Below are 12,020 nucleotides of genomic sequence, written 5' to 3' on the forward strand. Positions count from 1 at the left end.
TGTTCAGGCGGCCACGGCCAGGTTGATCGGCGTACCGCGCAAGGTGCGGTGCAGGCGCACTTGCAGTTCGTTGCCGAAGGCGTAGTAGCGGGTCAATAGTGTCTGGCCACGTGCCGCGAAGCGGTTATAGGCGATCACCGCCGGGATGGCCGCGAACAAGCCGATGGCAGTGGCGATCAGTGCCTCGGCAATGCCCGGCGCTACCGTCGACAACGTCGCCTGCTGCACCTGAGACAAACCGATAAAAGAATTCATGATGCCCCACACGGTGCCGAACAAGCCGATATAGGGGCTGACCGAACCCACGGTCGCCAGGAACTGCAGGCCCTTTTCCAGCTCGATTTCCTGCTCGGTGATCGCCACCTGCAAGGCGCGCTCGACCCCTTCCAGCACGGCCGGATCGTGGCCCTGCAGGTGCTGGTATTCCTGCACTCCCGCGATAAAGATCGGCGCAATGCCGCCCTCGCCCGCTTGCACGGTTTCGCGGTACAGCGGCTGCAAGTCCGCAGCGCTACGAAAGCGCAGTACAAAACCCTTCAACTGGCGCTCCAGGCGGCGCAATACGCTGGCGCGCTGGATGATCAGGTACCAACTGAGCAAGGACGCCAGCAGCAGCGTGACCATCACGGCCTTGACCAACAGGCTGGCGTCACTGATCAAACCCCAGATCGTCATATGTTCCATCGTCGCGTGCATGGTTAAGTTCCTATTCGATTAAAAAGTGATGACCGGGTGATGACGACTACGGCAATTCAAGTGCGCGGGTCACTTCGGCCCACGGCACGAACTTGAAGTTCTGGGTCTGCTCGGGCATGCGCTTGCGGCCGTCCTGCACCACCAACATGCCCTTGCTCCAGGGCCCGCCGAGGTTCATGGCAGTCACTTCCAGACCGTCGGTTTCCGAAGCGCCATCGATCCCCGCTGCCGCGTTCAGGCCGACACGAAAGGCGCCGTGGGTGGCGAACGGCGGCTCGGCATCCAACACCAGGTAGCTGTCATTGCCCTGGCTGGAGATCACCAGGTAGTCGCGTTCCTTGCTCTGGTACAACGCCAAGCCCTCGACATCCGCATGCAACTGCGGACCGACCTTGATCACGCTGGTGAGCGTGGCGGGTTGGTCGGCGCGGGCATCCACCGCCCAGACGCCGACATCTTCTTCACCGATGAACAAGCGCTGACGCTGGTCATCGGCCACGCAGCCCTCGGGTTGGCTGTCGACTTTGAACTGGCGCACCAGTTCGCCCTGCACCCGGCCGTCCGGCGCACTCAGGCGGTATTGCAGGAAGGTGCCGTCCTTGCCATTGGCGATCGCGTAGATCTCGCCGCTGGCGGGCTGGAATAGGCAAATGCCGTAAATTTCCTTGAGCGGCGTCGGCACTTCACCCGCTTCACGCAACTCGCCGCTCTGGCGGTCGATGCTGAACAGGCTCAGGCTGTTGTGATCGCGATTGCTCGCCACGGCGAGGTCGACTGTTTGCGCGCCGAGCTTGAAGTTGGCGCGCACGTCAACGTTATTCAGGCGACCGACCGCCAGCTTCTGCAGCAGCTTGCCGTCGAGGTCATAGGCCAGCAGGCCTTGCTTTTTGTTGGTGCCGAGCACGCGGCTTTTGGCGGGTTGTTCGGGGTGAATCCAGATAGCCGGGTCATCCGCCGCATCCCCCTGGCGACCGACCGGGTCGGTCTGGCGCAGGGCGGCGACTTCCGGCAATACCGGCTCGGCGGCCACAGGCGTTGCCTTCCAGTCGAGTTTGCCCTGGTAGAGCCTGCCGGTGTCGTCATCCCGCACCAGCACGTGCTGGCCGCTGACGCTCAGTTGCTCCGGTTCTTTCAAGCCCGCCAGCGTCAGGCTGCCCTGTTCAACCCAGCGCTCGCCGGTTTGCTGAAACAGATGCAGTTGGGCCGCCTTAGGATCCAGCGTCACCACCCCGCCCGGCACCAGCGCCATGGCGCCAGCCTCGCGTTTAGGGTTGTCGAACAGCGCCAGCGGGGTGCGTTTCACATCCGCCTCAGGGTGTGCCGGGTAGGCCCACCAGCCGACGTTTTCTTCATTGACCAGCAACTGTTGGGTCGCGTCATCCACCTGGCAGAACTGTGCCGACGGCGGCAGCGGCAAACCGCGCACGCGCTGAGGGTTGCTTAACAGCGTCGAACCATTGCCCACCAGCCATTGCTCGCCCTTGCCCTCTTCGCCCACCAGGAACACAAACAGGTTTGATGCCCCGTCGCGATACAGGCACAGGCCGTTCACCGGGTAGTCGCGGGTGGGCACGTACAGGGGCTGGCCAAAGGTCTTGGTGGACGCATCGAGGCTGATCAGCAGCGCCTGTTGGCGGTCGTTGTCGAGGCTGGCCACGAGCGTCTGGGCACCGGCAGCACGGGTGTCGAGGCTGCTGAAGCTGCCTTTGAAGCGGGCCAGTTCCGCGCCTTTGCTGTCGAGCAGTTGCAGGCCGTCGCGGGTGCTGGCGGCCAGGCGCTGGGTGCCGCCAGGTAGGAAGGCCACCGCTTCGGCATTCAGGTTTGGCGCCCAAGGGACCAGCGCCAGGTCGGCGGCCATGGCTTGACCACAGGTTGCTAGAGCGATCAGCAAATACAACTTGGAAATTCTCATGAACAAACAAATCCTTTGAAAACACTGGAGATCTACTGTGGGAGCGGGCATGCCTGCGACGGCATCGACGGGGTCTGCCTGAAACAACGAGGTGTCTGCATCGCAGGCAAGCCAGCTCCCACATTCAAATCGGGGTTGGTGCTTAGAAATGGGTGAAGGTCAGGCCCAGCTTGTAGGTGGGGCCGTACTCTTCGTACTGGCCGTTGTAGCTGCGGTGGCCGGTGTAGACGAAGTACGACTCATCGGTGAGGTTCTGGGCCTCGAAGCTGACTTGCAGGTTCTTGGTCAGCGAATAGCGCGCGCTGAAATCGACGAAGGTCTGGGCGTCGACGTGCAGGTCGTGGGCCTTGTCGTTGATCGAGGCCAGCTCAAAGAGGTAGGCCGATTTGTAGTTGGCCGACAGGCGCAGGCTGAGCTTGTCGTTCTCCCAACCGAGCATCAGGTTGCCGACGGTGTCCGACTGATTGGGCAGGCTGATGTTGCGCTTGCGATTCGCGCCGCTGGCGCTGTCGAAGCCTTCGATGTCAGCACTGGAACGGCTGAATGTGGTGTTGGCACCGACCAGCAGGCCATTCCACGGTGCCGGCAGCCAATCGAATTTCTGTGAGTAGGCCAGTTCCAGGCCGTAGAGCTTGGCGCTGTCGCCGTTGGCGTAGGTATGCGCCTCGGAAAAGTTGGTCCAGGCCCCAGTGCCCGCCAGGTCGGTGTTGTAGACGAAGTTCTTGATGTCCTTGTAGAACACAAATGCGGAGACCGTACCGGCACGGCCCATGAAATGCTCGATGCCCAGGTCCAGGTTGCTCGACTCCAGGGGTTTGAGGTCCGGGTTGCCGAAGGTGGCTTCGTCATCGTCGATCACGAACCCCGGCGCCAATTGGCCAAAGGTCGGACGCACCACGGATTTGGTCCAGGCCGCGCGCACCTGGGTGTTCTTGTCGATCTGGTAGCGTGCATGCAGGCCGGGCAGCCAATGATGGTAGCGGCGCTTGGTCTCGGTGGGTGTGAACACCCCGTCCGTGGCGCCGGTACCCTTGGCTTCGAATTCGGTGCCCTCGTAGCGCAGGCCGGCGATAAAGCGCCAGTCGTCGATGTCGATGGTGTTCATCAGGTAACCGGCGTTGATGTCTTCACGGATGGTGAAGTCGTTGACCCGGGATTCGGTCTCGTCATAAAAGTCCGCGGCGTTGAGGCCTCCGATCAACTGCTTGATGCTGCTGGGGCTGATGCCCGGCCCGTAGTTGCCCAGGCGGTAGTCGACGTTGCCTTTCTGGAACTGGCTGAGGTTGAGCTGGTCGTCGGTAAAGCCGAGGGTGTCGAAGTCTTTGTAGACCCAGGCCTCCAGGTCGTTGTCCTTGTTGCGACGGCTGACTTTGCCGCCGAACTTCACCTGGGAGGCATAGCCGCTCAGGTCATAGTCACGGGCCAGGTCCAGGCGCAGGTTTTTCTCGGTGTCCTTGGTGTTCTGTTTTTCCCAGTCGACCTTGTCGAGGGTGAAGTTGCGCGCGTCGTAGAAGCCGCTGCCAATGATCGGGCGTGGCTTGTCCTTGTCGTAGAAGCCGCTGTTGGCAAAGTCGCCGCCGTCGAATGTGGCACCGGCGATGTGCGCCGGGCTGTCTTCGCTGGATTGGCTGTAGCCGGCCTGGCCGCTCAGGGTCCACAGGCCGAGCATGCGCTCGCCGCCGAATACGTAGGACTGGATTTCCTGGGTTTCTTCGCGGTTCTTCAGCTTGCGTTTGGCCTCGGCATCGTCCAGCTCGCCGGGCGCTTGGGGGTCGGCAAATTCGAGGCTGGTGGAGTTGCGGGTCTCGGTGTCTTTGTAGCGGCTGTAGAGGGTGCGCAGGTAGTAGCTGCTGAGGTCATCGGGCTTGTAGTCGAAGTTCAGGCCGCCACCGGCACGTTCTCGGCTGATGTCGTAGTCACGTTGCTCGAATTCATTGAGCTTGGCGCCGTTGGTGAAGTCCCAGGCGCCGCCTGTCTCGACGTTGTCCGAGCCGAAGTCACGCTTCTGCCAGCTGAGTGCAGCCGCCACGCCGAAATTGTCGATGCCGTCGCCGAGGCTGAAACGGTTACTGGCGGCACCGGAGAATTTCGGGCTGGTCTGGTGGGTGTTTTTGTCGTAGCTGGCCTCGGTACTGCCGGTGTAGAACAGGCCCTTGTGGTCGAAGGCCGACAGGCTCTGCACATCAACGGTGCCGCCGAGGGAGTTGGCGTCCATGTCCGGCGTGAGGGTCTTGATCACCGACAGCGACTGCACCAGCTCCGAAGGCAGTACATCGAGGGCCACGGCGCGGCGTGCGCTTTCCGGGGCCGGCACCAGGGTGCCGTTGATGGTCACGCTGTTGAGGTCCGGGCCAAGGCCTCGCACGCTGACAAAGCGCCCTTCGCCCTGATCGCGCTCCACACTGATGCCTGGCAGGCGCTGCGCCGCCTCAGCGACGTTTTCATCCGGCAACTGGGCCACGCCGTCGGCATGCACCACGCTCTTGATGCTGTCGGCGCTGCGTTGCTCCTTGAGCGCCTGATCAATGGCTGCCGCCTGGCCGACCACCTCGACGTGCTCGGTGTTGGCCACTTCGGCCGCCGAAAGCCGCTCGCTGGCCATCGCCAGGGCCAAGGCAGTAAGCGTGAAGCCGACGAGCCCGGTGCGCTTGTACATGCAATCCTCCCCAAGAATCCGTTGGCGCCAGGCAAGAGGCCCGGCAACTGGGAGGGCACGCTAGGGGTGGGGGATGACGATTCTGTGACAGGGGTCGCCTGAAAACCCCGTAAACCGGGGTTTTGAGCGGTTTTAAGCGAACAAATGAGCTGAATTGACCTCGGCTTAAAGTGTGGGAGCTGGCTTGTCGGGCCGCCGCATCGCTGCGATAGCGGTCTGTCTGTTAAAGCTCGATTGCCTGACCCAGCGCTATCGCAGGCAAGCCAGCTCCCACATTTGTTCTGTGTTTGGCCGGGGATCGGGTGTATGCCATGAGCTGATTCGACCCTCCCCCACCGTCACGCAACCGTCACATCCATCTGCTGTGCTGGCGCCCATCGCTTTTTTGCCCAAGGACTCGCGGCCATGTTTTCCGTGCTCAAACCCCACCGCTGGAAACTCTCCCTGTTGCTGATCGCCGCCAACCTCGGGCTGATCCTGCACCTGGCCTGTGGCGAGTTGAAGAGCTTCAGCGAATGGGTGTGGCTGGACATCTTCGGCGAAGGCGGCTCCGCGCTGTTGGCGCTGGTGTGGCTGGGCCTGGTGCTGAAAAGCCGCCCCGCCGGGCGCGTCACCAAATACCTGGCGCTAGGCCTGTCGTGCATTTTCTTCTCCTGGTGGATCGACAGCCTCGATGAGTTCATCCGCCTGCCCGACAGCATTACCTGGGATCACTGGCTGGAGTCCGGGCCGATGCCGGTGGGCATGATCCTGCTGACCATCGGCATCTACCACTGGCACCGCGAGCAACTGGCGATCAGCGCGCAGATGGAAAAGCGCGAGCGGCTGTTCCGCGAGCATCGGCTGTTCGACAAACTCACGCCGCTGGCCGGTGCCGACTACCTCAAGCGCCAGTTGGCCGACAGCCTGCAAGACAGCCACGCGCAGCAACAACCGCTGTCGCTGCTGGCCCTGGACCTGGACAACTTCGCCGCCATCAACCAGGCCTACGGGCATGCCGAAGGCGATGCGGTGTTGCAGGCGCTCAGCCATTTGTTATTGCTCAACCTGCGCCGTCAGGACCTGCTGTGCCGCCTGGCCGGTGACCGGTTTGTGGTGCTGCTGCCCAATACCGGCGAACGCCAGGCCAAGGAGCTGGCGCTGGAGTTGCAGCAGGCCGTGCGCGGCCTGGCCCACAAGACCCGGCTGCACGGTGAGCGCCTGCAACTGGCGGCGACCACCGCCGTGGTCATGGCCCTGAACGAGCCGCCCCATGACTTGCTCAAGCGCCTCAACCTGGCCCTGGCCAGGGCCAAGCAACCCCTGGCGAAAAGTGCCTGAAATGGCCGTTAAAACCAGCTGGTACGAGGCCGACAGCCGCTTCATCCCCGGGCACTATCAACCGGCCACGTTGATCGACCTGGCCCTGTCCCGGGACATCGACAGCCACCGCCTGCTGCGCGGCACCGGCTTGTTCCACGAAGACATCCTGGCCGGCACGGCGCGGCTGAGCCCGCAGCAGTTCCTGGGTTTGATCGGCAACAGCCGCAAACTGCTCGACGCAGACGACAGCAGTTTTCTGTTTGGCCAACGCCTGTTGCCCGGTTATTACGGCGCCGCCAGTCATGCGTTGGGCCATGCACAGAACCTGCACCAGGCCCTGGATATCCTGATCCAGCAACAGGTGTTGCTCAGCCCGCTGGTCACCCTGCAACTGGAGCTGGATGAGCACCACGCCTATCTGTATTGGCTGGACAGTTGCGGCGCCGGCGAGCACTGGCGCTTCTTGCTTGAAGCCAGCATGACCTCACTGGTTGCCATGAGCCAATGGCTCAGCGGCGAACGCCTGCCGTGGACCGCCAGCTTTAGCCATGCCGAGCCGCGCTATGTCGAGCAATACTGGGTGCACCTGGGGGAAGACACGCGTTTCGAGCGGCCGCTGGACATGCTGAGCATCCCGCGCGAACACCTCACCCGCGCCTGGCCGGGCGCCTCGGCCACCGCCGGCCAGGTAGCGCGCCAACAAGCCCGCGAGCAGATCGAACAGTTGGGTTTCACCGGCAGTTTTCTGGATTGTCTCTACGACTACCTGCGCGAGCAGGTGCGCCAGCCGCCAAGCCTGGAACACGCCGCGCAGGCCTTCGCCATGAGCCCGGCAACCCTCAAGCGCAAGCTGCACAAACACGACACCGGCTTTCAGCAACAGGTCGACCGTGTGCGCAAGCAAGTGGCGCTGCACCTGTATCAGGTCAAGGGCTACAGCAATGACGAAGTGGCGGCGTACCTGAACTTCAACGACGCAGCGAACTTTCGCCGTTCATTCAAGCGCTGGACCGGCAGCACGCCCAACCTGATCCGCCAACTGTTCAACAGCCGCTAGCCAGGCGCTCGCGCAGAAACTCCACCAGCGCCTGGACCGGCCGCGAGCTTTGTCGGTGTTGCGGGTACACCGCCGACAGGGTCAACGCCTCGGGCGCGAACTCGTCCAAGAGAGTAACCAGGCGGCCGTCCTTCAACGCATCGCCGACGATAAAGGTCGGCAGGTAGGTCACACCCAAGCCGGCGATGGCGGTGTCGCGCAGCAAGTCGCCGTTGTTCACGCGCATACGCCCGCTCACGTTCAGCGCCTGTAGCTTGCCTTTGAAACGCCATTGCACTTGGCGGCCATGGCCGTAGGGCAGGCAGTCGTGGTCAGCAAGGTCTTCGGGTTTTTGCGGTGTGCCGCGCAGGGCCAGGTAGTCGGGGCTGGCGCAGTACACCCGGGGGATGCTGGCGATACGGCGCGCAATCAAGGTGGAATCCTCCAGGGTGCCGATGCGCAGCACCAGATCGTAGCCTTCGCCGATCAGGTCCACAGGGCGGTCGCTCAAGTCAACCTCCACCGACACCTGGGGATAGCGCTGCAGGAACAGCGGCAACAGGCAGCCCAGGTGCGCCATGGCAAACGACAACGGCGCGCTGAGGCGGATGGTGCCGCGCGGTTCGCTGTTCTGCCCGGCGATGCCCTGCTCCACTTGCTCGACTTCACCGAGCAGGCGCAAGGCGGATTCGTAGTAACTCTGGCCGAGTGGCGTGACATCCAGACGGCGCGTGGAACGGTTGAGCAGGCGCACGCCGAGGCGGTCTTCCAGCTGGATCAGGCGGCGGCTGACGAACTGCTTGGACAGGCCCAGTTGCTCGGCGGCGGCGGTGAAACTGCCGGATTCCATGACCTGGCAGAACAGACGCATGTCTTCGAAGGGGTTCATTGTCGCTTCTCGGTGGACATTTGCGGTTTTTATAACGGGTATGTCGCCACACCACAAATCAAATGTGGGAGCTGGCTTGCCCGCGATGGCGGTGTGTCAGCCAACATTGCTGTCAACTGACACACCGCCATCGCGGGCAAGCCCGGCTCCCACAGGGTTCAGCGGTGTTCCGTGGCGAAGCTTACTTGGTGATAAACGCCGAGTAGCTGTTCATCAGGTTGCGGTAGTTGGGAATGCGCGGCGACAGCAGGTTGGCCAGGCCTTCCATGTCGTTGCGCCAGTCCACTTGCAGCTCGCAGGCCACGGAGAACCAGTTCACCAATTGGGCACCGGCTGCTGTCATGCGCGCCCAGGCGGCCTGTTGCACAGTTTCGTTGAAGGTGCCGGAGGCGTCGGTGACCACGAACACTTCGAAGCCTTCATCGAGGGCGCACAGGGTCGGGAACGCAACGCACACATCCGTCACCACGCCGGCAATGATGATCTGCTTGCGGCCGGTGGCCTTGACCGCCTTGACGAAATCCTCGTTGTCCCAGGCGTTGATCTGGCCAGGACGCGGGATGTATGGCGCGTCCGGGAACAGTTCTTTCAGCTCGGGCACCAGTGGGCCGTTAGGGCCGCTTTCAAAACTGGTGGTGAGGATGGTCGGCAGCTTGAAGAACTTCGCTACGTCAGCCAGGGCCAGCACGTTGTTCTTGAATTCGTTCGGGGAGAAGTCCTGGACCAGTGAGATCAGGCCGGTCTGGTGATCGACCAACAGGACAACGGCGTCATCTTTGTTCAAGCGTTTGTAAGTCATGGGTTAACTCCTTCGGGGGTTTGATCAGAAAGCAAAACACGAGCAGCCAAACGCACCCCAGAATCCCTGGAAGTCGCTGACCGGCACGCTGGAAAGCCGCGCCTTTTCATGGCTGTGGGAATGCACGCCACACGGGCCGCTGCACTGGTGAACCTGAGCCTGCAACGGCGAACTCGGCCGCCAGTGACCCGGCACCTTGACCACCGGCGACCAGTCCGGCAGCACCGGCACGCGGGGCGGTGCGAAATCTTCGAAGTCACCGGCGCCGTAGACCACCTTGCCGCCGACCACGGTGAGCACCGATTCGATCCACTTGATGGCTTCTTCGTCGACACTGAAGAAGTCCGCCGACAACGCCGCGACGTCCGCCAGTTGGCCAACCTTAATCTGGCCCTTCTTGCCTTGCTCGGACGAGAACCAGGCGCTGCCGTGGGTGAACAGTTCCAGCGCCGTCAGGCGCGGCAGGCCTTCGGCGTGCAGCTCCAGGCCGCCAACGGTGCGACCGCTGACCATCCAGTACAGCGAGGTCCAGGGGTTGTAGCTCGACACCCGCGTAGCATCAGTGCCCGCGCCGACCGGCACGCCTTCGGCGAGCATGCGCTTGATCGGTGGCGTGGCTTCGGCCGCCTTGGCGCCGTAACGCTCAACGAAGTACTCGCCCTGGAACGCCATGCGGTCCTGGATCGCGATACCACCACCGAGCGCCCGCACCCGTTCGATGTTTTTCGGCGTGATGGTTTCAGCGTGGTCGAAAAACCACGGCAGGCCGTTGAACGGAATGTCGCGATTGACCTTTTCGAACACGTCGAGCATGCGCGAGATGGATTCGTCATAGGTCGCGTGTAAACGGAACGGCCAGCGTTGCTCCACCAAGTGACGCACCACCGGTTCCAGCTCCTGCTCCATGGTCAACGGCAGGTCCGGGCGCGGCTCAAGGAAGTCTTCGAAGTCGGCCGCCGAAAACACCAGCATCTCGCCGGCGCCGTTGTGGCGCAGGTAGTCATCGCCCTGATGCAGGGTGACGCTGCCAGTCCAGTTCTTGAAATCGCTGAGTTCTTCCTTGGGCTTCTGGGTGAACAGGTTGTAGGCGATGCGCACCGTCAACTGTTCGTCCTTGGCCAACTGCTCGATCACCGCGTAGTCATCGGGGTAGTTCTGGAAACCACCGCCGGCATCGATGGCGCTGGTAAGGCCTAGGCGATTGAGTTCACGCATGAACTGGCGGGTCGAGTTGACCTGGTATTCCAGCGGCAGTTTCGGGCCCTTGGCCAGGGTCGAATACAAGATCATCGCGTTGGGTCGCGCTACCAGCATACCGGTGGGGTTGCCGTTGCTGTCACGCACGATCTCGCCGCCCGGCGGGTTCGGCGTGTCCTTGGTGTAGCCGGCCACACGCAGGGCGGCGCGGTTGAGTAAGGCGCGGTCGTACAGGTGCAGCACAAATACAGGCGTATCCGGTGCGGCCTGGTTGAGTTCTTCCAGGGTCGGCATGCGTTTTTCGGCGAACTGGAATTCGTTCCAGCCGCCGACCACGCGGACCCATTGCGGCGTCGGTGTGCGGTCGGCCTGGTCCTTGAGCATGCGCAAGGCATCGGCCAGTGACGGCACGCCTTCCCAGCGCAGTTCCAGGTTGTAGTTCAGACCGCCACGGATCAGGTGCAAGTGCGAGTCGTTGAGGCCGGGGATCACGGTGCGGCCCTTGAGGTCGATGACCTGGGTGCCATTGCCGCGCAGGGCCATGGCTTCACCGTCGGTGCCCACGGCGACGAAGCGCCCCTGGTGGATGGCGACGGCCGTGGCGCGGGGGTTTTCACGGTCCACGGTGTGGAACTGGCCATTGAACAGAATCAGGTCGGCGTTCATAGGGTTTCCTTTACGGAGGCTTCGAGCCAGGGAGCGAACAGGCGGGTGGCCGCCGGCATCAGCAGGTAGACCACCAGCAGGACGATGGTCAAGGTGACCAGGAAAGTGGCGACCACGTAGTTGGAGAGGAACGGATGCAGACGCAGCACCGGGCCCCAGATGATCGGCACCAGCAGGGTCAGCGGCAGGATCACGAACAGCGTGACTACTGCCTGCTTCCAGCGCGGTGGCTTGGCGGCGTTTGGGGTTTCGGGGTTGAACCAGAATTCGTTGACCGCGCCGATTTCGGTGTTGTCGCCGTCGGCGAGCATGGGGGTGGCTTCGGCGATCAGGGTTTTGCGCTCGGGGGAGTCGAGCCAGGTTTCCAGGTCGTCGGTGGAGCGGTAGCGCAATACGCAGGTGAACAGGGCCAGGCTGCCTTGCTTGCCGCGCACCACGTCGACACCGAGGTGGCCTGGGCGTGCGCCGGCGATACGTACGATGCGGCGTAGCCAGGCTTCGTAGTCGGTTTCTCGGCCTGGTTTGATCAGGTGTTTGACCACCAGGGTGACGACTTCGTCGGGGGTTGGTTTTGTTGCTGGGTCCATGGCGTGGTCCTCTGCCTTGATGTTTCAGCGATGAGGGAGTTTGCGGGGGTTGGGGTGGGGAAAATTGGATGTACGTGCTGTTTGGGTTGGGTTGGGTACATATCCGTTATTTGGGTAACGGCCACCTATGGTTCCGCCCTTACGGCGGCTCACTTTTGAAAAGCCGGAATGCCGGCCCAGTCAAAAGTAAGCAAAACGCTCTTGCCCCAACACTCGGCACCTCGCCTAGGCTCGGTGTGCCCGTAATCCGACAGTGATTTGGGGGGCCGCCTAAGATCAA

The 12,020-nt window shown here is 62.6% G+C and carries 9 protein-coding genes; 2 read left to right on the forward strand and 7 right to left on the reverse strand.

Going from position 1 to position 12,020, the window contains the following annotated elements; all coding sequences use genetic code 11:
* Nucleotides 1–3: 3 nt before the first annotated feature.
* The 3 genes from tolQ to EJ576_RS27505 form a co-directional block, all read right to left on the reverse strand.
* Nucleotides 4–696, reverse strand: coding sequence for a protein TolQ (gene tolQ / locus EJ576_RS27495; RefSeq protein ID WP_038846126.1), 693 nt, complete (start codon nt 694–696; stop codon nt 4–6).
* A 46-nt stretch (nt 697–742) separates the two neighbouring features.
* The gene (locus EJ576_RS27500; protein ID WP_126571588.1) at nt 743–2,608 is read right to left on the reverse strand and encodes a phytase; all 1,866 of its coding nucleotides are present in this window, start codon (nt 2,606–2,608) and stop codon (nt 743–745) included.
* Between the two features lie 142 nt (nt 2,609–2,750).
* Entirely contained in the window at nt 2,751–5,264 is a 2,514-nt protein-coding gene (locus tag EJ576_RS27505; protein ID WP_126571589.1) for a TonB-dependent receptor, read from the reverse strand.
* A gap of 405 nt (nt 5,265–5,669) precedes the next feature.
* Between EJ576_RS27505 and EJ576_RS27510 the strand changes: the two genes are divergently transcribed.
* Nucleotides 5,670–6,584 carry a GGDEF domain-containing protein gene (locus EJ576_RS27510; protein WP_126571590.1) on the forward strand — a complete coding sequence of 305 codons (915 nt, stop codon included), beginning with the start codon at nt 5,670–5,672 and terminating at the stop codon, nt 6,582–6,584.
* Nucleotide 6,585: 1 nt separating this feature from the next.
* Nucleotides 6,586–7,623, forward strand: a complete 1,038-nt coding sequence (locus EJ576_RS27515) for an AraC family transcriptional regulator (RefSeq protein WP_123478554.1) — start codon at nt 6,586–6,588, stop codon at nt 7,621–7,623.
* On the opposite strand, the gene EJ576_RS27520 is transcribed toward EJ576_RS27515, so the two are convergent.
* From EJ576_RS27520 to EJ576_RS27535, 4 genes are all read right to left on the reverse strand, one after another.
* A complete protein-coding gene (locus tag EJ576_RS27520; protein WP_028616648.1) occupies nt 7,610–8,491 on the reverse strand; it encodes a LysR family transcriptional regulator in 882 nt (293 codons plus the stop codon). The two genes, EJ576_RS27515 and EJ576_RS27520, sit on opposite strands and share 14 nt — an antisense overlap.
* 181 nt (nt 8,492–8,672) lie before the next feature.
* A complete protein-coding gene (gene ycaC / locus EJ576_RS27525) occupies nt 8,673–9,290 on the reverse strand; it encodes an isochorismate family cysteine hydrolase YcaC (RefSeq protein ID WP_126571591.1) in 618 nt (205 codons plus the stop codon).
* Between the two features lie 24 nt (nt 9,291–9,314).
* Complete coding sequence (locus EJ576_RS27530; protein ID WP_028616650.1) at nt 9,315–11,153, reverse strand: amidohydrolase; 1,839 nt, start codon at nt 11,151–11,153, stop codon at nt 9,315–9,317.
* A complete protein-coding gene (locus tag EJ576_RS27535; protein ID WP_126571592.1) occupies nt 11,150–11,740 on the reverse strand; it encodes an antibiotic biosynthesis monooxygenase in 591 nt (196 codons plus the stop codon). The genes EJ576_RS27530 and EJ576_RS27535 overlap by 4 nt, the downstream gene beginning before the upstream one ends.
* Between the last annotated feature and the right edge of the window lie 280 nt (nt 11,741–12,020).

The organism is Pseudomonas sp. C 49-2 (assembly GCF_003970195.1).
In the GTDB taxonomy this organism is placed as follows: Bacteria; Pseudomonadota; Gammaproteobacteria; order Pseudomonadales; family Pseudomonadaceae; genus Aquipseudomonas; species Aquipseudomonas canadensis.